The 24,006-nt window shown below is 73.5% G+C and carries 16 protein-coding genes; 9 read left to right on the forward strand and 7 right to left on the reverse strand.

From position 1 onward, the window contains the following. Window positions 1-6: 6 nt before the first annotated feature. The 5 genes from P3T37_RS15575 (at window position 7) to P3T37_RS15595 (ending at window position 9,276) form a co-directional block, all read left to right on the forward strand. On the forward strand, window positions 7-1,782 hold the full coding sequence (locus P3T37_RS15575; protein WP_280724233.1) for an acyl-CoA dehydrogenase family protein: 1,776 nt from the start codon (window positions 7-9) through the stop codon (window positions 1,780-1,782). After that, complete coding sequence (locus P3T37_RS15580; protein ID WP_280724234.1) at window positions 1,779-3,122, forward strand: condensation domain-containing protein; 1,344 nt, start codon at window positions 1,779-1,781, stop codon at window positions 3,120-3,122. The genes P3T37_RS15575 and P3T37_RS15580 overlap by 4 nt, the downstream gene beginning before the upstream one ends. 38 nt (window positions 3,123-3,160) lie before the next feature. Beyond that, entirely contained in the window at window positions 3,161-4,981 is a 1,821-nt protein-coding gene (locus P3T37_RS15585; protein WP_280724235.1) for an amino acid adenylation domain-containing protein, read from the forward strand. 13 nt (window positions 4,982-4,994) lie between these two features. Then, complete coding sequence (locus P3T37_RS15590) at window positions 4,995-6,368, forward strand: hypothetical protein (protein WP_280724236.1); 1,374 nt, start codon at window positions 4,995-4,997, stop codon at window positions 6,366-6,368. 61 nt (window positions 6,369-6,429) lie between these two features. Next, a complete protein-coding gene (locus P3T37_RS15595) occupies window positions 6,430-9,276 on the forward strand; it encodes a BTAD domain-containing putative transcriptional regulator (RefSeq protein ID WP_280724237.1) in 2,847 nt (948 codons plus the stop codon). Here P3T37_RS15595 and P3T37_RS15600 read toward each other — a convergent pair. Next, window positions 9,273-12,041: a BTAD domain-containing putative transcriptional regulator gene (locus P3T37_RS15600; protein ID WP_280724323.1), complete on the reverse strand. Its 2,769-nt coding sequence runs from the start codon at window positions 12,039-12,041 to the stop codon at window positions 9,273-9,275. The two genes, P3T37_RS15595 and P3T37_RS15600, sit on opposite strands and share 4 nt — an antisense overlap. Window positions 12,042-12,236: 195 nt before the next feature. After that, complete coding sequence (locus P3T37_RS15605; protein ID WP_280724239.1) at window positions 12,237-12,644, reverse strand: nuclear transport factor 2 family protein; 408 nt, start codon at window positions 12,642-12,644, stop codon at window positions 12,237-12,239. A 78-nt stretch (window positions 12,645-12,722) separates the two neighbouring features. On the opposite strand from P3T37_RS15605, the gene P3T37_RS15610 reads away from it, so the two are divergent. Beyond that, window positions 12,723-13,478, forward strand: coding sequence for an SOS response-associated peptidase (locus tag P3T37_RS15610; RefSeq protein WP_280724240.1), 756 nt, complete (start codon window positions 12,723-12,725; stop codon window positions 13,476-13,478). Between the two features lie 134 nt (window positions 13,479-13,612). Here P3T37_RS15610 and P3T37_RS15615 read toward each other — a convergent pair whose 3' ends face one another. Both P3T37_RS15615 and P3T37_RS15620 read right to left on the reverse strand, forming a co-directional pair. After that, window positions 13,613-14,566 (reverse strand): prepilin peptidase, encoded by a 954-nt coding sequence (locus tag P3T37_RS15615; RefSeq protein WP_280724241.1) that lies wholly within the window; start codon window positions 14,564-14,566, stop codon window positions 13,613-13,615. A 117-nt stretch (window positions 14,567-14,683) separates the two neighbouring features. Then, entirely contained in the window at window positions 14,684-16,801 is a 2,118-nt protein-coding gene (locus tag P3T37_RS15620) for an MMPL family transporter (RefSeq protein WP_280724242.1), read from the reverse strand. 125 nt (window positions 16,802-16,926) lie between these two features. Here P3T37_RS15620 and P3T37_RS15625 point away from each other — a divergent pair, with 125 nt between their 5' ends. Next, on the forward strand, window positions 16,927-17,538 hold the full coding sequence (locus P3T37_RS15625; RefSeq protein ID WP_280724243.1) for a TetR/AcrR family transcriptional regulator: 612 nt from the start codon (window positions 16,927-16,929) through the stop codon (window positions 17,536-17,538). A 2-nt stretch (window positions 17,539-17,540) separates the two neighbouring features. Here P3T37_RS15625 and P3T37_RS15630 read toward each other — a convergent pair whose 3' ends face one another. The 3 genes from P3T37_RS15630 to P3T37_RS15640 all read right to left on the reverse strand — a co-directional run bounded on the left by P3T37_RS15630 (window position 17,541) and on the right by P3T37_RS15640 (window position 21,751). Then, entirely contained in the window at window positions 17,541-18,458 is a 918-nt protein-coding gene (locus tag P3T37_RS15630; RefSeq protein ID WP_280724324.1) for an NAD-dependent protein deacetylase, read from the reverse strand. 49 nt (window positions 18,459-18,507) lie between these two features. After that, window positions 18,508-19,272, reverse strand: a complete 765-nt coding sequence (locus tag P3T37_RS15635) for a hypothetical protein (RefSeq protein WP_280724244.1) — start codon at window positions 19,270-19,272, stop codon at window positions 18,508-18,510. Between the two features lie 469 nt (window positions 19,273-19,741). Continuing rightward, on the reverse strand, window positions 19,742-21,751 hold the full coding sequence (locus P3T37_RS15640) for a S53 family peptidase (RefSeq protein ID WP_280724245.1): 2,010 nt from the start codon (window positions 21,749-21,751) through the stop codon (window positions 19,742-19,744). Between the two features lie 154 nt (window positions 21,752-21,905). On the opposite strand from P3T37_RS15640, the gene P3T37_RS15645 reads away from it, so the two are divergent. Both P3T37_RS15645 and P3T37_RS15650 read left to right on the forward strand, forming a co-directional pair. Beyond that, window positions 21,906-22,646, forward strand: coding sequence for a Mut7-C RNAse domain-containing protein (locus P3T37_RS15645; RefSeq protein ID WP_280724246.1), 741 nt, complete (start codon window positions 21,906-21,908; stop codon window positions 22,644-22,646). Window positions 22,647-22,748: 102 nt separating this feature from the next. Then, on the forward strand, window positions 22,749-23,975 hold the full coding sequence (locus tag P3T37_RS15650) for a cation:proton antiporter (RefSeq protein ID WP_280724247.1): 1,227 nt from the start codon (window positions 22,749-22,751) through the stop codon (window positions 23,973-23,975). The last annotated feature ends 31 nt before the right edge of the window (window positions 23,976-24,006 follow it).

Consider the following 24,006-nt stretch of genomic DNA (forward strand, 5'->3'; position numbering starts at 1 on the left):
GCAGCCATGACACACCCCACCACCACTGCCACGGGCTTCCTCGCCGAGCTGCACCTCGGCCGGCTGCGCTGGGACCTGCTCACCCCCTTCCCCGAGCAGACCGAGGCGGACCGCGCCCAGGGCGACGCCGCCGTCGCCGAACTGATGCGCTTCCTCAAGGAGACCCTGGACCCCACCGAGGTCGACCGCACCGCACAGCTCCCGGACGGCTTCCACGACGCCTGCGTCGCGCGCGGCTACTTCCGCCTGCAGGACGACACCGCGGTGGGCGGCCTCGGCCTCTCCGCACTCAACGCCTTCCGGATGATCCAGGCCGCCGCCAGCTGGTCGGTGACCGCCTGCTACGCGATGTCCGTCCACCTCGGCCTGGGAGCGGGCGCCTACCTGCCGATGCTGGCGGACGGCGAGCTGAAGGACGAGCTCACCCGCCTGCTGGAGGCGGGCGCGATCTCCGGCGACGCGGACACCGAACCCGCCGGCGCGATCAACCGCTCACGCGCCACCACGGCGGTGCCGACCGAGGACGGCACCGGGTTCCTGATCAGTGGCGAGAAGGTGTTCATCCAGAACGGGCCGATCGCCGGGCTGCTGCGGGTCTCGGCCACCGTCCACGAGAACGGGCGGGAGCTCATCCGGCTCTTCTTCGTCGACACCGCCGACCCCGGCTTCCACGTGAAGTCCTGGCACGAGTACCTGGGGCTCAAGGGGCTGCCCAACGCGGCGCTCACCTTCGACCAGGTCTTCGTCCCGCACAGCCGGGTGTTCAGCCTCAAGGGCCTGAAGTCCGAGGGCGAGTGGCGCCAGGCGCCCGAGCTGCACACCGTCAGCGTCCGCGGCCGGATGTACCCGATCTCGGCCCCGGCGCTGGCCATCGGCCGGCTCTGCCTGCACTGGTCCAGGGAGTTCATCCAGCGGCGCCGGGTCGAGGGCCGCGGCCTGGAGCAGTACGACGAGATCCAGCGGATCGTCGCGGCCACCCTGGCCGAGGTCTTCGCGATGGAGAGCGTGGTCGAGTGGTGCCTGCTGGCCGAGCAGCAGCACCCGGGCATCGACCTGGACGCGGAGCAGACCGTCGCCAAGAACATCAACTCCATGACGAGTTGGCGCATCGTCGACCGGACGCTCTCGCTGCTCGCCGCCGAGGGCTTCGAGACGGCGCGCAGCAAGGCCCGGCGCGGCGCGCAACCGCTGCCGGTGGAGCGGTTCTTCCGCGACGCGCGCGCTCTGCGGGTGGCAGGCGGCGTGGACTTCATGGTCGACCACTGGGCGGCCCGGCGCCTGCTCTCCCGGCACTATCCCGAGCCGCAGGCGATCGCCGAGGCTCCCACCGACCTTGCCGGCCAGGACCGTTCACTCTCCGAGCGCAACCGGCGGCACCTGCGCTTCGTCGCCGAGCAGTCCGTGGAGTTCGCCGTGCTCTGCCGCTCCCTGACGGACCATCATGGCGATCCGGAGGAACTGTTCGCCAGGGAGCGGACGTTGATCCTGCTCAACCAGATCTCTGCGGAGATGTTCAGCATGTCCGTGGTGCTGGCCAGGGCCGCCCGACTGCACCCCGAGGGCAGCGGCCCGGCCCAGGATCTCGCCGACGTGTTCTGCGCCGAGGCCCGCCACCGGATCGCCGACGCCCGGCGCCGCCTGGACGACGAGCAGCAGCCCGAGCACGCCGGGCTCTGCGCCCAGTGGCTGCACGGCGACGGCCTGGAGTTCCTGCTGCGCGACACCGTCACCGACACCCCGCCCGTGACCTGCGACGACCTCCGACCCGGAATGAGCCGATGATGTTCAACCTCTCCCGCTCGCAGGAGATCGTCTGGCTGCACGGGGAGCTCTTCCCCGACAGCCGCGCCTACAACTTCACCGCGGCCCTCGACCTGCGGGGACCGCTGGACGAGCCGGCCCTGCGCCGGAGCCTGCGCACGGTCCTGGACCGCCACGAGGCCTTCCGGCTGGAACTCCTCCCGCAGGACTTCCCACCCAGGCAGCGGGTCAGCCAGGACTGCGAACTGCGCTACCGCCGCCACGACCTGAGCGGCGCGGCGGACCAGGCGGCGGCCTTCGAGCGGCTCTGGCGCGAGCAGCACGACGATCCCTTCGACACCGCCGACGCCCCTATGGTGCGCTGGGGCCTGGTGCGCCTGGGCGAGGACCACCACCGCCTGCTGCAGACCGAACACCACCTGGTGCACGACGGCTGGTCCTTCGGGCTGGTGCTGCGCGACGTCTTCGCCACCTACCGCGAGCTGGTCCAGGGCGTCCCCGCCCAGCTGCCCCCGGCCCGCTCCTACGCCGAGCACGTCCAGGAGTCGGTGGCCGCCCAGGCCTCGCCCGACCACCAGCGCGAGGCGCTCGCCTACTGGCGCAGCACCCTGGACGGCGCCGCCTTCGACCTGCCGCTGCCGGGTCTGGTGGACCCCGGGCGCGTTCGCGACGTCCCGCACGGCGAGCAGCTGCGGCAGCTGCTCGCACCGGAGTTGGCGCAGCGGCTGCGGGCTGCCGCGCTGCGCGACGGGCACACCCCGTTCGTAGTCCTGCTCACCCTCTTCGCCGAGCTGCTGCGCCGGCACAGCGGTCGGACGGACCTGGTGGTCGGCAGCGCGGTGGGCAACCGTCCGCCGGGCTTCGACGAGACCGTCGGCATGTTCGTGAACACCATTCCGCTGCGGATCCGGCTCGCCCCCGCGGACAGCGGGCTGGACGCGGTGGACGAGGTCACCGACGTGCTGTTCCGCTCGCTGCCGCACCAGGGCGTCCCGATCCAGGACCTGGCCCGCGAACTCGGGCTGCACTCGACGGCCGGCCTGGACAACCCGCTGTTCCGGGTGATGTTCAGCGCCCACGACGCGCCGATCCCGCACGTCGAGGGGCTCGAACTCGAGGTGTCCATCCACGAGGGCTACAACACCGGCACCTCCCGCTTCGACCTCGACGTGGTGCTGATCCCGGACTCGCGGCGCACCGTCAACGCCCGCACCGAGCCCGGCGGGATGCTGCTGATCTGGGACTTCGCCACCGACCTCTTCGACGTCCCGCAGATCGACGCGCTGCACGCGCAGTTGATGGCGCTGCTGGAGGCGTATCTCGCCGGATCGGACGCGGCGTTGTCGGACCTGGCCGCCTGACCGACCCCGACCGACCCCGACCGACCGAAAGGGAAGACATGATCACCGAGACGCTCAGTATCACCCACGGCCCCGCACCCGCACCCGCCCCCGGGGAGGGCGCCGGGCCACTCGACTGGTTCGACAGCTGGCTCGCCAGGCAGCCGGACGCTCCCGCAGTCGTCGACGGTCCGGCGGTCTGGAGCTACCGCGAGCTGGACGCCGCCGCCGAGCGGCTCGCGGTGGCCCTGTGCGAGCTGGTCGAGCCCGGCGAGCTGGTCGGCGTCTGCCTGGAGCGCTCCCCGCTGCTGGTCGCTGCGGCGGTGGCGGTGGCCCGGATCGGCGCGGTCTACCTGCCGCTCGGCGCGCAGCCGGGCCAGGAGCGCCTGCGGGCGCTCACCGAGGACGCTGGGATCGGCTGCCTGCTCACGGACGGCGCCCTGGCACCGCCGTCCGGTTGGAGCGTGCAGCCGGTGGACGGCCTGGACGGCGCCGGTGTCGCGGTGCGTCCCCCGGGGCCCGAGACGCGGATCAGCGACGCCTTCTACGCGGTCACCACCTCCGGCAGCACCGGCCGGCCCAAGATCGTCCTGGTGCCGGAGCGGGCCCTGGTCAACCTGGTCGGCTGGACCTGCGACCGGCTCGACCTCGGTCCCGGCGCCCGGGTCAGCCTGCTGATCGGCACCACCTTCGACCCGCACCTCAAGGAGCTGTGGTCGGCCCTGTGCTCGGGCGCCGCGCTGCACGTCGCGCCCCAGGAGGCCCGAGGGTCCACGGCCGAACTCTTCCAGTGGTGGCGCGAGTCGTCGATCACCCACTGCATCCTGCCGACCCCGCTCGCCGAGCTGGCGTTCGCCCGGCCATGGCCCGAGGGCCTGGCCCTGACGCACCTCAGCGTGGGCGGCGACCGGATGCGGGTGCGGCCGCCGGCCGACTGCACCGCGACCGTCCACAACATGTACGGCCCGGCCGAGGCCACCGTGGTCACGACCACGCACGAGGTCGGGCCTGCGACCGACGGCCCGGCGCCCGCCGTGCCGATCGGGCTGCCGATGAGCGGCGTCACGGTGCTGGTCACCGACCCCGACGGACGCCTGCTGCCGCGCGGTGAGGCCGGCGAACTGCGGATCGGCGGCGCCGGGTTGGCGCTCGGCTATCTGGATCCGCAGCGCACGGCCGAGCGGTTCGGTCCGGCGCCGGCCGAGCAGGGCGTAGTGGACCGGGTCTACCTGACCGGCGACAAGGTGGTGATGCGCGCGGACGGGCTGCTGGAGTTCCTCGGGCGGCTGGACGACCAGGTCAAGATCAGCGGCGCCCGGATCGAACCGGCCGAGGTCGAGGCCGCGTTGGAGGCGCACCCGTCGGTACGGCACGCCGTCGTGGTGGCCGTCCCCGGCGCGGGGGGAGGTCTGCGGCTGGCCGCCTTCCTGTGGTCGGCCGAGGGTGCTGCCCAGGACCGGGCAGCCGTCCTGCAAAGCGCACGCGCCCGGCTCATCGAGCAGGCGGTGCCCGCTGTGGTGCGGTTCGTCGACGAGTTCCCGCTGAACGCCAACGGCAAGGTCGACCGGACCCTGCTGGCCGGCCAGGTCTCCCCGACGGCCGCCGAGCAGCAGAGTGCGAAGGAGTGCGACGGCGCCGGCGACACGGAGCTGTTCCTGCTCGCCACCTGCCGGCAGCTGCTGGACCAGAACGGCCTGGCGCTCGACGACAACTTCGCGACGGCGGGCGGGACTTCGCTGGCCGCCGCCCGGCTGCTCGCGGCGATCGAGAGCACCTACCGGATCCGGGTCAAGGCAGCGGAGGTGATGCGTCAGCCCGACCTGCGCACCCTGGCCGCCCTGATCGCCACCCGCCGATCGGCCGCATCCGCGCAGCACTGAGAGGACTCCCCCGATGGACCGCTCCACCCTGACCGAGCTGTACCTCGCCCAGGTCCGCGCCCACGGCGCTGTGGCGTCCGAACTGATCGGCCGCCAGAGCGAGATCGAGCTGCTCACCCGCAACTACCGCACCGGCTTCCTGTCCCGGCCGCTCTTCCTCGGCCACCAGGAGCGCGAGCAACTGACCGCGGACCTGGCGGTCTTCCGCGGCGCGTTGCTCAGCCTGCCGGACAAGCTGTTCGACGGTGACCTCGGTGCCTTCGCCCGGGCTGCCGGGATGGCCGAGGTGCAGGTCGACGCGATGCTCCGCAGTCGTGGCAACTCCCTGACCAGGATGACCCGTTCGGACCTGTGCGTCGACGAGTCGGGCTTCCGGCTGCTCGAGGCCAACATGAGCAGCGCGCTCGGCGGCATGGACAACGCGGTGATGGCCCGGGCGCTGCTGGAGCACCCGGTGCTCGCCGACTTCGCCGAGCAGCACAACCTCGGCGTGCTGGACAGCATGGGCGAACTCGTCCGCACCATGTACGCCGAGACCGGCTTCGCGCCGGACGCGACCCCGGTGGTGGCGATGGCCGACTGGCCCAGCAGCTACCTGAACTCCTTCGGTCCCTACCTGGAGGAGTACTGCGCCCACCTGCAGGCGATGGGCGTCGACGCCCACCCCTGCCACATCGGGCAGTTCGAGTACCGCGACGGCCGGGTCTGGCTCGGCGAGCGTGCCGTGGACATCATCCTGCGGATCTTCATCAACGAGGACCTGCTGGAGTCGCCGGAGGCCGCCGCGGTGATGGACCCGGTGCTGAACGCGGCGGCGGCCGGCCAGGTCCACCTGTTCGCCCCGCTCGACGCCGAGCTGTTCGCCAGCAAGGCCGCGCTCGCGATGCTCTCGGACGAGCGGAACCGGCACCTGTTCAGCCCCGAGGAGCTGGCCGTGCTGGACCGGCTGCTGCCCTGGACCCGGATGCTCAGGCCCGGCAGCGTCACCCTGGAGGACGGCAGTCGGGTCGACCTCCTCCAGTACGCGCTCACCCACCAGGAGGAGCTGGCGCTCAAGCCGACGGTCTCGAGCGGTGGATCGGGGATCGTGCTGGGCTGGGACGCGGCCCTCACCCCGCAGCAGTGGCACGAGCAGCTCACCGCCGCGCTCGACGGCCCGTACGTGCTGCAGCGCCGGATCCGCCCGGTCACCGAGCTGTTCCCGGACGAGAACGGAGAGCTTCAGCCGTGGCTGATCGTCTGGGGGGTCTTCACCATGGCGAACGGCTTCGCCGGCGTGATGGCGCGCGGCACGCTGCTGGAGGACGGGGTGGGGGTGGTGAACATCGCCAACGGGGCACTGGCGGGGACGGCGCTGTACGAGCTGGCGCCGGCCACCCGCAGCTGACCGTCGATACTGGGGGGACATCGTGCCATCCGGCGCCCGAGAGCCAGTGAGGAAAGTCAGCGTGCAGATCCTGTTGCTGGGCCCCGTCGAGCTGTGTGCCGAGGACGGCACCCCGCTGGACATCGGGGGCGCCAAGCGGAGGGCGGTCCTGGCCGCACTGGCGCTGGAGTTCGACCGTGTGGTCCCGGTCAGCGGACTGATGCAGCTGGCCTGGGAGGGCGAACCGCCGCCTCGGGCCCGCGCCGCCCTGCAGGGACACATCGCCGCTCTGCGCAAGGCCCTCGGCGACCAGGGGCTGCAGCTGCTGACCCAGGACGCCGGCTACCTGCTGACCGGGGACGCCCAGCGGATCGACGTGCACCGCTTCGAGACCCTGGTCACCCGGGCGAGCGCCACCGACGAGCCGCGGATCAAGGCGGGGCTGCTGCGCGACGCGCTCGACCTCTGGCGCGGCAGCCCGTTGGCGGACCTGCCGCCGACCGACTGCCGGGAGACGGTGGTGGGCCGCCTGCACGAGCAGTACCTGCGGGTGATCGAGGCCTGGGCGGAGTGTGAGCTGGGCCTGGGGCGGGGCGGTCGGGCGATTCCCGTGCTGGACACGGCGGTCCGGGCCGAGGGCCTGCGGGAGTCACTGGTCCGGGTGCTGGTCCTCTGCCTCTACCAGGACGGCCGTCAGGCCGAGGCGCTGGACGTGTACCACCAGGCGCGCGAACGGCTGGCCGACGAGCTCGGTGTCGAGCCGGGTCGGGGCCTGCGCGAGGCGTTCGAACAGGTGCTGCGGGCCGTCCCCGTCCCGTCGGCCGCTCCTCCCGCTGCCTCTGCGGCCCTCCCCGTGGTCGTCCCCGCAGCGCGTCCGGAGCCCGCCCCGGCCGGTCGGCCGGTGCCGCGCCAACTGCCGCGCGCGGTCGGCGGATTCGTCGGGCGCACGGACGCCGCCCAGTGGCTGGACGAGGTCGAGGCGGCCGAGCCCGGCGAACCAGCGCTGGCCGTCGTCGTCGGCCCGGCCGGCGTCGGGAAGACGGCGCTGGTGGTGCGCTGGGCCCACCGGGCCGCCGAGCGCTACCCGGACGGGCAGCTCTTCGCCGACCTCCAGGGGTTCGACGAACGTGCGCCCGAGGAGCCCGGCACCGTGCTGGGCGGCTTCCTGCGCGCGCTCGGCGTCCCCGACGCCGAACTCCCGGCGGGCTGCGCCGAGCGGTCCGCGCTGTTCGCCGAACTCACCCTGGACCGAAGGCTCCTGGTGATCCTGGACAACGTCCGCGACGCCGATGACGTCTGTCCGCTGCTGCCGGCGGGCGGCGGCTGCACGACCGTGGTGACCAGCCGCTCCGCGCTGACCCGCCTGATCGCCCAGGAGGGCGGGGCCTGGCTCTCGCTGCCCCTGCTCGCGCCGGAGGAGGCGGTGCAGCTGCTGGCGGCGGCGATCGGCGTCAACCGCGTCGAGGCCGAGCCCGAGACGGCCCGGCAGCTGGTCGACCTCTGCGACCGGCTGCCGCTCGCGCTGCGGCTCTCCGCCTCCCGGCTGGCGGCCCGCCCGGGCTGGCCCATCGCCCACCTGGTGCACGAGATCGCCGACGAGCAGGGGCGCCCGGGCAATCTGGAGCACCCGGGCGGAGCCGGCGTCGCGGCCGCGATCGGTCTCACCTGCCGACTACTGCCGGGCAACGCCGCCCAGTTGTTCGCGCTGCTCGGCGCCCACCCCGGTGCGGAGGCCGACACCTACAGCGCGGCCGCGCTGCTCGGCTGCGGTGTGGTGGAGGCCCGCCGCGCGCTCGGCAGCCTGGCCGGCCGTCACCTGGTCAACGAGTCCAGGCCCGGCCACTACAGTCGGCACAGCCTGGTCGAGCTGTACTGCCAACAGCAGTTGGCACAGCAGTACGGACCGACCGGACAGCAACTGGCGGTGGCCCGACTGCTGGACTACCACCTCGCCGCCTCCGCCGCAGCCGCGAGGCAGCTGTCTCCCTATCCGTGGCTGCTGGCGGGCCCGGTCGAGCACCATCCGGTCGATCTTCCCCCGATGCCCACCAACGCCGCCGCGCTCGCCTGGTTCGCCGACCAGGAGCCGATCATCCGGGCGCTGGTGAGCACCGCCCTGGAGCACGGCGAGGCCGACCGGGTCTGGAGGCTGACGGAGAACTGCTGCACGCTGTACTACCACCTCGGCCACCAGGGGCGCTGGAAGGCAGCCGCCGCTGTCGGACTGCGGGCAGCGGAGCGCGCAGGCGATCCACGGGCCGTGCTGCAGATGAACCGGGTGCTCGGACTGGCCGAGGTCGGCGCCCGCTCCACCGCCGCCGGGCTCGCCCACCTGGAGAGCGCGGTACGGGCAGCCGACGGCGACGACTGGCGCCTGCGGCTGCCCGCCGTGATGACACTGGGACAGGGCCTGCTGGTGGCCGGACAGTCGGCGTCCGCCGTGGCGCCGCTGGAGGAGGCCATCCGACTGGCGAACGGAGCCGCCGAGGCCCGCACCGCCGCGGCCGCCCACTACCACCTGGCCGGGGTGCTGATCGCCGCCGGCGACCCGCAGGCCGCCCTGGACCACACCCGGCAGGGCCAGCGGCTGATCCGCGACTGCCCCGAGGCGGACCAGGTCTGGCTGGTGTACACCGAGGCGCGCGCACTGCACGCGCTCGGCCGTGCGGAGGAGGCGCTGGTGCCGGCCCGTCGGGCGCTCGACCTGAGCGACCGGCACGGACCGGTCAGCCAGGAGGCGGAGATCCGGCGGCTGCTCGCGCGCCTCCTGGTCTCCCTCGGCCGACGGGTCGAGGCCGCCGACCACCTGGTCCGGGCCGTCGCCCTGCTTGACGCGGCCCCCTACTCGGCCAGGTCCGAGGCACGCCGGGAACTCGCGGCGCTCGTGGAGGCGGTCGCAGCTCGGCCCTCCTGGACCGACCGGTCCTAACGCCGGCAGCTCGCCTCGATCCGGGACTTCAGCCCCTCCACCGGCCGTCCCTGGCCGGCTGACAGGTCCAGCGCGCGCTCCCAGTACGCCCGCGCCTCCTCGCGCCGACCCTGGTCGAACAGCACCTTGCCGACGAACTCCGCGCAGTACGACTCGACCCGCAGGTTGCCCTGCGCGCGTCCCAGTTCCAGCGCGCGCCGGCTCTGCGAGAGCGCCGCGTCGGCCTGGCCGAGGCCGTGCAGGGCCTCGGCGTAGGTCTGGGTGGAGATGACCAGGAACGGGTCGGTGGTCCGGCCTGCGAGTCGCCGCAGCGACTCCTGCGCGTACTCCAACGCGGCTGCGGGCCGGTCCAGTCGGAGCCAGGCGTTGGCCAGGTTGTTGAGCGACTGGGCGATCAGCCGGTCGTCGCCGAGCTCCCGGGCGGCGGTCAGCGCCGAGTCCAGCTGCGGGACCGCCTGTTCGGGAGCCCCGGACGCGACCAGGCCGTTGGCCAGCCGGTTGCGCAGGAGGTGGCGCAGCGCGGGATCGGACGAGCGGTCCGCCAGCAGGCAGGCGCGCCCGAACCGGCTGACGGCCCGTGCGTGGTGCCCCTGCTCCAGCAGCGCCACGCCGTGGTCGGAGTGCAGCCGCGGCCACTCGCCGGAGGTTCCTGCGGCCTCGGCCGCCTCGAGCGCGCGCCCGGCGGTCAGCTCCCACTCGCGCAGCCGGGCCCCGTCGTCGTAGTAGAGGAAGCCCGCGTTGTCGGCCAGTCGGCAGCCGTCCCGGTGGAGATCCCACCCGGCGCTCAGCGTCACCAGTTCGCGGATGGTCGGCTCCTCCCGCCGGAACCACTGCAGGGCGTGTACCGGGCCGGCGAACGGCGGCACGCCGGCGGGCAGCGGGCGGGCGGGCTGATGGCACCCGGCGCTCGGGCGGGCGGTCAGGGCGGCAGCCGCCGTGGCCGCCAGGTAGTAGTCCAGCAGCCGCCTGCGCGCGTTCTCCCGGACGGCCGCCGGAAGGTCGTGTGCCGCCTGCCGGGCGTAGAGCCGGACCAGGTCGTGCCGAGCGTAGCGGCCGGGCACCGTCTCCTGGACGAGGTGCGCGGAGTCCAGCGCGAGCAGCCCTGTCCGGACGGTGCGCAGGTCGGTGTCGGCCAGCGCGGCCGCGGTGTGGGCGTCGATCTGCTGGCCCGGGTGCGTCCCGAGCAGCCGGAAGAGCTGCGCGGTCGGCTCGGGCAGCGTCCGGCAGGTGAGTTCGAGGGCCGCTTCGATGCTCAGCGGTCCCGAGGCGCAGAGGGCGGCGAGCCGTGACTGCTCGTCGGCCAGCTCCTCGGCCAGCGCGCCGAGCGACCAGCTCGGGCGCGTCGCCACCCGCGCCCCGGCGATCCGCAGCGCGAGCGGCAGCCGTTCGCACATTTCGACGATCCGGTGGGCCGCCTCCGGCTCCGCCTCCAACCGCTGCCGGCCGGCCACCCTGGCGAGCACGTCCAGGCCCTCCTCGGCCGACAGCACGTCGAGTGCCAGCACGGCCGCCCCCTCCTGCGCGACCAGCCCGGACAGGCGTTCGCGACTGGTCACCACGGTGACGCAGCCGGGCTCTCCCGGCAGCAGCGGGAGCACCTGCTCGGTGCTGCGGGCGTTCTCCAGGACGATCAGCGCCCGCCGGTCCGTCAGCACGGTCCGGTAGAGCGCGATCCGGTCCTGCAGGGTGGCCGGTACCGCCGTGTCGGCCACCCCGAGCGCGCGGAGCAGGCCTGCCAGCGCCTCGGTCGGCTCCAGCGGCTCGGTCTCGTCGAATCCGCGGAGGTTCACACAGAGCCGGCCGTCGGGGAAGGTACGCGCGAAGCGGTGGGCCCAGCGCAGCACCAGTGCGGTCTTGCCGACCCCGGCCGGGCCGGTGACCAGCAGCAGCCCGTCACCGCTCGCGCCGCCGCGCACGCTGCCGTGCTCGTCGAGCCAGGCCAACTCGGCGCCGCGGCCGATGAAGCCGCCGGCCTCGCGCGGCAACTGAAGGGGGCCCTGATGCGACTGCCGCGCCGCGCCGTTGCCGGTGGCTGTCTCACCCGTCCCCGTCCCCTCACCGCGCAGCACTTCGGCGAAGGCGGCCTGCAGGTCGCCGCCGGGGTCGACGCCGGCCTCCTCGGCCAGCCGCGCCCGCAGGCCGTGATAGGTCGCCAGGGCCTCCGCCTGCCGACCCTCCCGGTGCAGCGCGAGCATCAGCAGCCGGGCCAGCGACTCGCGCAGCGGATGGGCCTCCAGCGCCTGCGACAGCTCGGCCGTGACCAGCTGCACCTGGCCGGCCCGCAGCAACCGCTCGGCCAGCTGCTCCAGTGCGCGCAGCCGGGTGCTCTCCAGACCCTGCACCGACGCCTCGCGCAGCGCGGCCGATCCGCAGTCGGCCAGCGCCGGCCCGCGCCACTGCCCGAGCGCCTGGCGCAGCAGACGGACCGCCGTGGGGTCCTCCGCCGCGTCGGCCCGGGCCAGCAGCGCGCGCTGGTGGTGGGCGTCGATCCGGTTGGGGTCGGTCTGCAGCACGTACCCCGGCTCGCGGGTGACCAGCCGTACGGTGTCGTCGAACATCCCGCGCAGGCTTGCCACATGCCCCTGGAGCACGGCCTTGGCGCTCGGCGGCGGTGCCTGGTCCCAGACCATGTCCAGCAGCCGCTCGACCGGAACGACCCGGTTCACGTCCATCGCCAGCGCGGCCAGCAGTGCACGGCGCCTGGCACCCCCGACGTGCACGACCGAACCGTCGTGCGTCCGAAGCTCAACCGGACCCAGCAGCATGATCTGCACGCGGACTCCCGCCCTTCCCTGAACTCGTTCCGTGGAACGGGCGGGCTGTCCTCCGGGTCCCGGCACGACGCTTGCCCGACCGGCCTGTAAGGAAACCTAACTCACTGTTCACGTTCGGGAATGTACGGCGAGTAAACACATGGTGTACTGCCGGTTCCCACCCCGGACGAGTAGCGGACTGCCGTCTCAGTTCATCAGCTCGGGCGCGAAGTAGTCACGCAGGCGAGCGATCTTCCCGTCGCGGACGCGGAAGATCTGCACCAGCGAGACAGACACCTCGGCTCCGTCCCCGTCGAAGACGGTGTCGATCTCGGCGATGAACACGTCGGGGTCGGCGGTGGTGTGCAGCACGTATCCGGACTTCTCGAAGTTCGGCGAGCCGGCGCCCTTCACCGGTTGCTCGTAGTACGCCGCCATCGCGGTGCGGATCTCCTCGCGGCCCGCCATCCTCCTGGGGAAGGCGCGGTCGGCGGGCATGAGCGGCGCCTCGAAGACGCCGTCCTCGGTGAAGCAGTCAGCCAGGGCATCGGCGTTGCGGCTCAGGGTCCCGGCGTGGATGTAGCTCTGGAAGATCTCCTGCGGCGTTCGGGACACGGCGGCCTCCATCGACTCGGAGGGCCAGACAACCACAAGGACGCGGCGACTGTCCGTAGGACCTGGCACGGTGGAGGCATGTGCGGTCGCTTCGTCTCCACCACCACTCCCGCGGACCTGGTCACCCTGTTCGGTGTGAACCACTGGGACGCCGAGGAAACCCTCGCGCCCAACTGGAACACCGCTCCCACCGACAGCGTGTGGTCGGTCCTGGAACGGGTGGACCACGCCACCGGCGAGCTCACCCGCCAACTGCGGCCGCTGCGCTGGGGGCTGGTGCCGTCCTGGGCGAAGGACCCGGGCGTCGGCGCCAGGATGATCAACGCGCGGTCGGAGACCGTCCACGAGAAACCCGCCTTCCGCAAGGCGTTCGCCTCGCGGCGCTGCCTGCTCCCAGCCGACGGCTACTACGAGTGGGTCGCCGTCCCGGCCGCCGACGGGCGCAAGGCGTTCAAGCAGCCGTACTTCATCACGCCGTCGAGTGGCGGTCTGCTGGTGATGGCCGGGCTCTACGAGTTCTGGCGCGACCACACCCGCCCGGACGACGACCCGCTCGCCTGGCTGACCACCACCACGATCATCACCACCCGGGCCACCGACAGCGCCGGGCGGGTCCACGACCGGATGCCGCTGGCGATCGACGGCGCCGATACCGACGCCTGGCTCGACCCCGCCCGCACCGACCCCGCCGAACTCCACCGGCTGCTCCACACCCCCGGCGGCGGCGAGCTCACCGTCCGGCCGGTGTCCACGGCCGTCAACTCGGTGCGCAACAACGGCCCCGAGCTGCTGGACGAGGTCCCGGACCCCGCCCCTGGTGCAGCGCCGCGTTGATCCTGTTGCCAGCGCCCGGGCCGAGGCCGGAAGGTTTCCCCGTCCAGGGTCCGGACTCCGACCGGTACCGGACAGCCCTTGCCGACCCGCTCCACGTGCGACGGTGCTCGCCCGCAACCCCGGGCGGGAGGATGTCACAGGCTCGAACCGGCCGCGGTATCAGGCTTCATGGATTCGGTCCTGCGGCCGGGTCGGAAGGAGTGTCCCGTCGCGGTGATCCAGACGAGCGCCGCGCACGTGAAGGCCACACCGGCGAACACCAGCGGGCGCGCGATGGAATCCTCGCGCCCGCTCGCCGGCAGCGCTGCTGCCGCGGCGAGGGCCAGCGGCGGCAACGCGCGGGAGCGGCGTGTGCCGCCCCGCTCGCCACGTTCGCCCCGCTCACCCTGCTCGCCGCGTGGGAGCAGGGCGGTGGCCGTGGCGTGGCAGACGCAGGCCAGCAGGGTGGCGCCGAGGACGTCGCTGGGCCGGTGCCAGGAGAGTGCTTGCACGGCGCCGGCGGTGCCGGCGAGCCAGAGTGCGCCGAGGGCCGCGACGTACGGTCGGGCACTTGGGGAAACGACGACTGCGGCCCCGAGAGCGAGTCCGGCCGTGATGGCGGTGGTACCGCTGGGGAAACTCGCGCCGGTGAGTCCCTGCGACGCTGAGACGAGCCCGGGACGGGGCAGGACGGCGTGCAACGTCATCGTGGTCGCTACGGTGGCCACCGCGATCCCGATACCGGCGACACCCTCGCGCCAACGTCGGCGTAGCAGCGCTACCGCCGCGATCAGGACGACGCCCGCGGCCAGCGCCGCCGACCCCCGCTTCAGCGGCGGCAGGCCGGCTGCCAGGCTCCAGTGGAGGATCGACGCCCGGCCGGTCTGCCCGGCGACCAGCGCGTTCTCCGTTGACTGCCCGATCACGCTCCAGACCGCGAGGCCGTAGAGGCCGGCGAGCGCGAGCAGGAACCACAGGGCCGGTTTCAGTCGGGTGACCCGCCTGTGGAGCGAAGCCGACTCATTTCGACGACCCGATCCGGCACTAAGCCCCGCCGACGCGGCGTCGGATCGCGTTTGGGTCGCGATGGGCTGTTCCTGGTCGTGCATCGTTACCTACTCCTCGTCTGTTCGACGCGGACAGTCCTGGCCAAGCCCTACCGCTGGACCTACGACGGCACCCCGCTCAATCCCACATGATCCCCGAAGGGGGAACGCGGCACTGCACTAGCCCGCAGTAGGGCGCCCAGGGAACCACCAGTTGGCGCGGCCGAGCAGGGTCATGGTGGACGGGACGAGCACCATGCGCACCAGCGTCGCGTCGATGACCACGCCGGCGGCCAGGCCCATCGACAGCATCTTGATCACGACGGTCGGGGAGGAGGCGAAGGAGAGGAAGACGGCCGTCATGATGACGGCGGCACTGGTGATCACCCGGGCGGTGCGGGCGAGTCCACTGCCCACCGCCTCGGTGTTGCCGCTTCCGCCGTGCCAGGCCTCGGCGATGGAGGAGAGCAGGAAGATCTCGTAGTCCATCGACAGGCCGAAGACGATGGCGAACATCATCATCGGCACGTAGGACTCGATCGGCACGGCCTCGTGCACGCCCAGCAGCGGGCCGCCCCAGCCCCACTGGAAGACCGCGACCAGCACCCCGTAGGAGGCGGCCGTGGTGAACAGGTTGAGCAGCACGGCCTTCAGCGGGATCAGCAGGCTTCGGAACACCAGCATCAGCAGCAGGAAGGAAGCGGCCAGGACCAGCCCGATGATCAGCGGCAGGCGTCGGGAGATCGTGTCGCGGAAGTCGAGCTGCCCGGCGGTAGGGCCGCTGACGTATCCGGTCGCCTGCGTGCCGCGCAGGGTGTCGGGCAGCGTGTGGTGCAGGAGTTGCTCGTACAGGGCGCTGGTCGCCGCCGACTGCGGGTCGGTGGCGGGGGTGACGGTGCTGGTCAGGACGGTGCCGTCGGCGCTGGGACGCGGCGCGGTGGCGCCGGCGACGCCGGGTGTCGCGCTCAGCGCGCCCGACAGCCGGGTGGATATCGTCGCGGCCGGCTCGCTCGCGCCGCGCAGGTCGACCACGACGGTGAGCACGCCGTCGGCGCCTGGTCCGAAGCCGGGGCCGTGCGCGTCGGCGACCAGGTCGTAGGCCGTGCGGGAGGTGGAGCCGACCGGGTCGGCGCCGGCGTCGATGTGGCCCAGGCGCATGGCGCCCAGCGGCAGGGAGAGCGCAGCGATCACGGCCAGGCCGCCGACCAGGAACAGCACCGGCCGGCGGGCGACCAGGGCGCTGTAGCGCTGCCAGCCGTCCTCCTCGCCGGAGGTTTCGGCCACCGGTCGGCGCACGGCAAGCCGGTCGATCCGGCGCCCGATCAGCCCGAGCCCGGCCGGGACCAGCGTGACGGCCGCCGCCGCGGCCACCACGACGCTGATCGTCGCGGCCAGTCCGAGCCGTCCGATGAAGGACAGGCCCGCGCCGTACAGGCCCAGCAGCGCCACCGACACCGTGGCGGCGGCCAGCAGCACGGCGTGCCCGCTGGAGGCGATCGCCCGTCCGGCGGCCCGTTCGGGGTCGTCGCCCTCGACCAGGTGCGCGCGGAAGCGGGTGGTGACGAAGAGGCCGTAGTCGACGCCCACGCCCAGCCCGATCATCGCCGCCAGTGTCGGCGCGGCGGTGGCGAGGTCGACGGCGGCGGCCACCAGGCCCACCACCGACAGCCCGGTGGCGACCGCGACCAGGGCGCTCGCCAGCGGCAGGACGGCGCCGGCCACGCTCCCGAAGGCGAGCAGTAGGACGCCCAACGCGGCTGCCAGGCCGACCAGTTCCGCTGCGCGGTCGTTGCCGGCCGGGCGGGTCAGCTCGTCCAGATCGCCGCCGTAGGCAACCTGGAGGCCGGCCCGGCGGACGGCGGCGGTGGCCCGGTCGAGTGCGGCCGGGTAGCCGCCGCCCAGCGTCTTGGGGCGGACGTCGAAGTCCAGCCGCCAGTACGTCGTCGCGCCGTCCGTGCTGGTGAGCAGGGACGAGACGGAGGTGACGTCGGGCAGCGCGGCCAGCTCCCGCGCGGTGTCCGCCGTGGCGCTGAGCTGCCCACCGACGCTGCCGGTCGGGGCGTGCAGGACCACCAGGCCGCTGTACTTGGTCGCGCCGGGGGTGGCGCGGGCGAGCAGCGTGCCGCCGGTGTCCGACTGGCTGCCGGGCAGGCTCACCGCGTCGCTGTAGGTCGGGTGGGCGAGGTGCTGCCCGGCCAGGGCCAAGCCGAGCGCCAGGAGCCAGAGCACGACCACCGGGATCGGCCGCCGGGAGCAGGCGGCGCCGAGCCGGTGGAGCGGGGAGGGGCGGGTGGGCATGGGCGTCCTCACGGTCTGCTGCGGAGTGCTTCGGGGTGGGCGGCCGGGCCGGGCGACGCCACACAACCAAGAAAGTGGCAGAACTGTCAATTGACAGTCATGACAGGTTTGCTACCATCGCGTCCATGAACGACTCCCCCGCCCCCGAGACCGGACTGCGCGAGCGCAAGAAGGCGCAGACGCGCGCGCTGCTGCGCGACACGGCGCTGCAACTGTTCGCCGAACGCGGTTTCGCCGGGACCACGGTCACCGAGATCGCCGAGCGCGCCGGGGTCTCGGACCGCACGTTCTTCCGCTACTTCGACAGCAAGGAGAGCGTGCTGCTGCCCGACCTGGTCGACCTCTTCGACCAGGTCGAACAGGAGCTGGACGCAAGGCCGTCGGACGAGGCGCCGGCCGCCGCGGTGCGCGCCGCGCTGCTGGCGGCGGTGCGGAGCCCGGCGGCCTGGCGGCTGGCCGCGTTCGCACACCCGGGAGAGGACGTGCAGGCGCTGGTGGCCGCGCGGCTGGTCGAGGAGTTCGTCACCTTCGAGGAGCGACTGACCGCCGCCGTCGAGCGCCGCCTCCCGCCGGGCCCCGACACCGACCTGCACGCCGCCGTCGTGGCCGGCACCGCGCTCGCCGCCGCGCGCGCCGTCATCCGCACGGCGCGCCGGCGACGAAGCGAAGGCCCCTACCCGGTGGGGGCGTTCCTGCCGCTGCTGCCCGTCGCGTTCGACCTGATGACCGACTCCTGACTTCAGCCTCGCCGGCCGTCCGGCGGCGCAGGCGACGGGGGGAGCGGGCTGTCGGGCTGCGGCCTCGTGAGCTCGGCGGCCACGGTGGCCAGGGTGGCGCCCAGGGGTAGCGGGACGGTGGCGCTCGCGTAGGCATCCCCGCGGGTCGGGCCCTGGTTGACGATCACCACGGGCTTGCCGGCGCGCGCCGCGTGGCGCACGAAGCGCAGGCCCGACATGACCGTCAGCGAGGACCCGAGGACCAGCAGCGCGCGGGCGGCGTCGACCAGGGCGTAGCACTGCTCGACGCGCGGCTTGGGGACGTTCTCGCCGAAGAAGACCACGTCCGGCTTGAGGATGCCCCCGCACCGCGCGCAGGGCGCGATCCGGAAGGCGGCCACCAGCGCGTCCGGGAGTTCGGCGTCGCCGTCCGGGTTGAGTTGCGCGGCCCGGTCCCGGAAGGAGCCGTTCAGCGCGTGCAGGCGCCGGTCGAACTCCTCGCGCCTGCTGGTGCGCCCGCAGTCCAGGCAGATCACCCGGTCCAGGCCGCCGTGCAGCTCCACGGCCTCGACCGTGCCCGCCGCGCGGTGCAGTCCGTCCACGTTCTGGGTGATCACCGCCGAGACGTGGCCGCTGCGGCGCAGCGCCTCCACGGCCCGGTGGCCGGCGTTGGGCTCGGCCCGGGCGATCGCGCGCCAGCCCGCGTGGCTGCGGGCCCAGTAGCGGCGGCGGCCGTCCTCGCCGCCGACGAACTCCTGGTACGTCATCGGCGTGCGCCGGCGCAGACTGCCGGTGGCACCCCGGTAGTCGGGAATGCCGGACTCGGTGGACAGGCCCGCGCCGCTCAGGACCGCGACGCCCCCTTGGGTCAGCAGGTCCGCGACCGCCTCCGGGCCGACGGCCCTCGGGACCGGTCCCGCGACGGCCGGAGCGTTCAGCATCGGATGCACGCGCATGCCGCCAGGTTACTCAACCGGGACGGCGCAAGGGCTACTTGCGCTTTCTCTTGACCACGCTGCTGAGCAGTTCCAGCACCGGGTTCAGCGCCCGGATCCCCTCGTCGTCGAGTTCGGCGACCCGCCGCATCGCCACCTTGCGCGCCCCGACCTCCTTGAACACGCTCAGCAGGGCGAGATCCTCGGCGACCAGGGCGGCCGCCTTGTCGTCGAAGAAGAAGTAGTCGGCCGGCACGCCGGACGCGACGGCGAACTCGCGCAGCCGCTCGCGCATGCCCTCGCCCCACCGGTCGGCTCGCAGGGCGGCGATGCAGGAGAGGGTGATCCGGCCGCCCCGCGAGCGGATGGCCTCGGCCAACTCCTCGTCGCTCGAAGGAGCCTGTCCCCTGGGCTGCACCGCGCTCAGCAGCGTCATCAGCCGGCCGACCACCACCTCGCCGTGGGGCGTACCGACCTCGGTGGAGGAGGCGGCGGCCGGCTGCGGTTTGGCGGCCAGCAGGCTGTCCGGCCCGTGCTCGAAGAAGTACGTGACGGGGACGCCGTAGACGTTGGCCAGCGCCTGCAGGGCGTTCACCCCGACATTGGTCACGGTGCCCTTGCGGATGTTCAGCACGGCCTGGTGACTGATCGTCGGGCCGCCGTGCGCGGCCGCGTAGGCGTGACTGGCCCGCGCGATCGCGTGGTAGTCGGTGGGACCCTTCCCGTCCGGATGCCCGGTCCTGATCAGGTGGTCCAGCTGGCCCGCTATCGACCCGCCGCCGGGCGCGGTCCCGCTGCTGGCGGGTGTGGTCTCAGCCATTGACCTGCATCACTCCCCTGGGCGGTGGAACCTCGCGGAGTATGAATCTACTCCACTAGATGCCCGAGCCCGGACACCTACCCGATATCTAGTGCACTTGACAGCATGTGGCTCGGATCTGCACGATCATATCCACGCCGTCCGGCCCACCGGACGGTTCGAGTCACCGGGCGGACACGCTCGGTTCCCGGGTTTGCGCTGTCACGGGGGTGCAGCGCAGACCCGGCTCCCTGCGCGTGCCCGCTGCGGACGGCGCGCCGAGCGCAGCGCGATGTGCCACGGTGGAGGCGGGGGCGCAAGCAGCGCGGCGAGAGGAGAGGCCATGTCATCCAAGCGACGCCGTAAGAAGAAGGGCCGCCGCAAGCACGCGGCCAACCACGGTCGGCGGCCCCAGTGCTGAGCACGCACGTCTGAGCATGCACGCGTGAGCGGGGTCGGCCGGGCGCCCGGCCGGCCCCGCTCCACGCGGTCAGCGGCGGGCGAAGGAGCGGACGAAGTCCGCGGTCGCCGAGCCGAGACCGGTGGCGTCGTCGTAGCCCGGTGCGGCCTTCAGCGTGCTGTCCTGGTCGAACAGGGACAGGAAGGTGAGGAACTTGCCCGGGTGCTCCCAGTCCGCCTGGTAGGTCTGCACCCAGGGGGCCTGGCCGGCCGGGGCCGGCACGATGTCGCGGATCGCCGGGGTGTTGCGCAGCTTGTAGAGCAGCGGGTTGGCGAAGCCCAGCGCGTGGCCCGAGGCCTGGGCCGCATCCACCTCCAGCGCGGCGATCAGCGGGGACGAACCGCTGGTACCGCCGCCCATCGCCTCCGCGTACGAGCCGCTCGCGGGGTCGGTGTAGCCGGTCAGCCAGCCGCTGGCGGGGTCGGCGTCGGCCGAGATGTCCGGCTGCTCGCGGTGGGCCGGTGCGGTGCCGCCGGCCGTCGTCAGCGCCGCGGGGACGACGCCCTTCTGGTACCAGGGCTCGGCGATGACGGCGCTGCGCCCGCCGGTCGAGCCCATCTGGAACGTCCCGGGCGGCGGCGTCAGGTAGCCGGTGCCCTGCGGGTCGAGCTGCGCCGCGTCGTTGCCCCAGGCGAGTTCGCCGGTGACGTGGCCGGCCTTGCCGATCTCCAGGGTGGTGCCGCCGACGGAGGTCGCCCACTGGTCGCCGGCCGGGAACACCACCATGGGCGGGGTGCCTGCGGGCTCGCCGGTCATCCCGTCGCCGAAGTCGCCGGAGGCGTAGTCGAAGCCGATCCCCTCCAGGGCGCCCTGCTCGAACATCTGGTCCCAAGCCGCCATCGTGGTGGGCGTGGTGGAGCTCTCCGCGGTGCTGAAGGAGTCGGTCGCCACATCGGCGAGGTGCTGGTCGACGATCCGGGTGGTGGCGTCCAGGAAGGCCAGCGACCCGCCGCCGTAGCCCTCGTCCTCGCCGCAGTCGGCGCCGACGTAGACCACCTTCGCGTCCGGGGCGGCGATATGGATCGTCTCCACGTCCAGTGCCTCCTCCTGCGCGTCGGCGCTGCCGCGGCAGCTGGCCGCGAAGGTCGGCGCGAGGTTCTCGCTGTACTGGCCGGGGGCGAAGCCGGGCACGCCCTGGGAGGCGAAGAAGCGGTCGGCGTCGGCCTCCATGGTGGGCAGCTCGCCGTCCAGCACCACGGCCACCGTGCGGCCCTTGCCGGTGTACGGGCTGTTCGTCACGCCGTAGGCGTCGCGGATCTGCTGCGGGGTGTAGCCGCAGACCTGGTCGACGGCGGTGGTGCGGCCGCCCGCGGCAGGGATCGTGGAGCTGTTCTGCCCCCACCACTGCGAGCACGGCTGCGGCTCGGGGCCGGTGACGGCCGGTGGCGCTGCCTTGACGGTCCGGGACCTGAGCGGTGCCGGGGCGGTGGGGGTGGCCGACGGCTCGTTGGCCGACGGGTTGTCGAGGCCGATCACCGTGCTGATGTCGTGCCCGAGCGCGGCCGGCACCGACACCCCGCTCACCGGGGCGTAGCCGACGCTCCACGGGTGGGCGTAGCCGTGCAGCGTGGTGGCGAACGCGCGCTGCGCCTCGTCCACGGTGGCGGCGACCGTCAGGTAGTGGGCATCGGCGCCGGTGACGTGCATGCCGAAGCCGGTGAGCCAGGTGCTGACCTTCGCCGTCTGGGCCTGGTCGGTGCCGTAGCGCTGGACCGCCTGAGCGGGCGTCAGATAGTGGGCGTAGTCGGGACCGGACGGGTCGGAGACCGCCCGCGCCGCCCGGGCCAGGCCCGCCGGGTCCTTCCCCGCCAGGTAGACCCGCAGCGACAGGGTCCAGCTACCCGGGGCCGCGCCGGTGTCGGTGGGCGCCTGCTGGGCCGAGACCCAGCCCGGGACGGCGGACGGCAGGTCGGTGCGGGCCGGGGTCGCGGCGCCGGCGGCCGGCGCCACGGCGCCCGCCAGGACGAGCGCGGCGGCCGCGGCGGCCGTCATCGCGCCGGTCCGTCGGGCGTGCGGGGAGGAGGGGTGCTGGTAGGGCAAGGTCTCACACTCCGTCAACAGGCTTCGGGCCGCCCCGGGAAGGGCCGACCGAGGCCAGGGACGTATCGGCCCGGTGGTTTGGTCACATCCGGTCGCCGGGGACGGCGAGGTAAAGGGTTGGCCGCGGGCTGCCGTCCGCTGGCATGCTGGCCTGGTGGAGAGACCGGAGATAGGGATCAGCTTCGCCCCCGAGCTGCGACTTTTCGTCGCGGCGCCGCGGCGGGAGGGGCGCTCGACGGTCACGACCGACGGCGCCTCGACGCTCGGGCACGTCGTGGAGTCGCTCGGGGTGCCGCTCACCGAGGTCGGCGCCCTGCTGGTGGGCGGACGGCCGGTGCGGCACGCCCACATCCCCGACGGCGGCGAGGAGGTCGCGGTGCACGGCGTGCCCAGGCCGCAGCCGCTCGCCGGGCCGCCCAGGTTCCTGCTCGACATCCACCTCGGGACCCTCGCGCGGCGGCTGCGCCTGCTGGGCGTCGACGCCGCCTACGAGAACCCGGACGTCGGCGACGCGGCGCTGGCCGCGCGCTCGGCCGCCGAGCAGCGCGTGATGCTGACGCGCGACCGCGGCCTGCTGCACCGGCGGGAGCTCTGGGCGGGCGCGTACGTCTACAGCCACCGGCCTGCCGAGCAGCTCCGGGACGTGCTGTCGCGCTTCGCGCCCCCGATCCTCCCGTGGAGCCGGTGCACGTCCTGCAACGGCCTGCTGCGCGAGGCCGCCAAGGACTCGCTGCACGGGCGGCTGGAGGACGGCACCGAGCACGCGTACGACGTCTTCGCCGAGTGCGCCGACTGCGGGCAGGTCTACTGGCGCGGCGCCCACCACGCCAGCCTGAACGCCATCGTGGAGGCGGCGGTGCACGAGTTCGGCACCGGGACCGTGCGGGTGGGCTAGCCCGCCGGTGCGGTGCGTCGGCGGACTGCGCCGGAGCGCCGACCCTACGATCGGGGGCTCCGACACCGTCCGTTCACGTACCGGGAGAAGCCAGGTGCGCGGTTGATCGCGCTGGTCCTCAGCATGGGGGCGCTGTTCGCCTGGGCTCTGGTGGCCGGACGGCTGACGCGCTGGAGCATCACCGCGCCGGTGGCGATGACGGTCGCGGGCGTGGCCCTGACGGTCGGGCCGCACCCGCTGGTCCGGGTCGGCCTGAGCACCTCGGACGCCGAGCGCGCGGTCGAGATCATCCTCGCCGTCCTGCTGTTCATCGACGCCACCGAGGTACCGCCCGGCATCATCCGCGCCCAACGCCGCCTGCTGACCCGGCTGCTGGTCCTCGCGCTGCCGCTGACCATGGCGGCCGGGACGCTGCTGGGCGCGCTGCTGTTCCCGTCCGGCGGCTGGTGGACGGCCGCCCTGTTCGCGGCGGTGACCGTGCCGGTGGACCTGGCCCCGGCCGCCGAGCTGATCCGCGACACCCGGCTGCCGTCCTGGCTGCGCGGGGTGCTCACGGTGGAGAGCGGGCTGAACGACGGCATCCTCGCCCCGGTCTTCCTGCTCTGCCTGGCGGGCACCGAGCTGCACGGCGCTGTGCACGATCCCGTCTCCGAGTCGCTGGGGGAGGCGGTCAACGCACTGCTCTGGGCCGTGCTCGCGGGCGTCCTGGTCGGCAAGCCCGGCGGCCGGCTGCTGCAACGCGCCTGGCGGGCGGGCTGGACCGGTCCGGCCGCGGTCCGGCTCGGGATCGTCGCGCTGCCGCTGATCGCGTACGGTCTCGCGGTCGTGCTGGACGGCAACGGCTTCGTCGCCGCCTTCGTCGCGGGCGTGTGCTTCACTCCGCACTCCCGCGCGCTGGCGCCCAGGAGCCTGGGCCTGGTCGAGGACGTCGGGACGCTGCTCTCGCTGGCGCTCTGGTTCGTCTTCGGGCAACTGGTCACCCAGGCCTTCACCGGTGACTTCGACAGCCGCGTGATCGCCTACGCCGCGCTGTCGCTGACCGTGGTGCGGATCGTCCCCGTCCTGCTCTGCCTCGCGGGCAGCGGCCTGGACCTCGCCGACCGGCTGCTGCTGGCCTGGCTGGGCCCGCGCGGTCTGGCGTCCATCGTCTTCGGCCTGCTGGCCTTCATCAGCCTGGCGCCCTTCGACCCGCACACCGCCGACCTGGTCGGCCAGGTGATGACGATGACGGTGCTGATGAGCCTGCTGGTGCACGGGCTGACGTACGGTCCGCTGGCCGAGCGGTACGCGCGGGCACGTGAACGGGCGGGTGAAAGGGCGGGCGGGTGAGCGGGGTCGGCGGCCGGTTTGCTCCTACGCT

The organism is Kitasatospora sp. MAA4 (assembly GCF_029893355.1).
GTDB lineage: Bacteria > Actinomycetota > Actinomycetes > Streptomycetales > Streptomycetaceae > Kitasatospora.

What these genes read in the sequence shown, in the direction of transcription:
- P3T37_RS15610 (WP_280724240.1), top strand. Translation starts at nt 12,723, where the DNA reads ATGTGCGGTCGCTTCGTCTCCACCACCACTCCCGCGGACCTGGTCACC.
- P3T37_RS15630 (WP_280724324.1), bottom strand. Translation starts at nt 18,458, where the DNA reads ATGCTGAACGCTCCGGCCGTCGCGGGACCGGTCCCGAGGGCCGTCGGC.
- P3T37_RS15585 (WP_280724235.1), top strand. Translation starts at nt 3,161, where the DNA reads ATGATCACCGAGACGCTCAGTATCACCCACGGCCCCGCACCCGCACCC.
- P3T37_RS15580 (WP_280724234.1), top strand. Translation starts at nt 1,779, where the DNA reads ATGATGTTCAACCTCTCCCGCTCGCAGGAGATCGTCTGGCTGCACGGG.
- P3T37_RS15600 (WP_280724323.1), bottom strand. Translation starts at nt 12,041, where the DNA reads ATGCTGCTGGGTCCGGTTGAGCTTCGGACGCACGACGGTTCGGTCGTG.
- P3T37_RS15590 (WP_280724236.1), top strand. Translation starts at nt 4,995, where the DNA reads ATGGACCGCTCCACCCTGACCGAGCTGTACCTCGCCCAGGTCCGCGCC.
- P3T37_RS15575 (WP_280724233.1), top strand. Translation starts at nt 7, where the DNA reads ATGACACACCCCACCACCACTGCCACGGGCTTCCTCGCCGAGCTGCAC.
- P3T37_RS15625 (WP_280724243.1), top strand. Translation starts at nt 16,927, where the DNA reads ATGAACGACTCCCCCGCCCCCGAGACCGGACTGCGCGAGCGCAAGAAG.
- P3T37_RS15635 (WP_280724244.1), bottom strand. Translation starts at nt 19,272, where the DNA reads ATGGCTGAGACCACACCCGCCAGCAGCGGGACCGCGCCCGGCGGCGGG.
- P3T37_RS15615 (WP_280724241.1), bottom strand. Translation starts at nt 14,566, where the DNA reads ATGCACGACCAGGAACAGCCCATCGCGACCCAAACGCGATCCGACGCC.
- P3T37_RS15620 (WP_280724242.1), bottom strand. Translation starts at nt 16,801, where the DNA reads ATGCCCACCCGCCCCTCCCCGCTCCACCGGCTCGGCGCCGCCTGCTCC.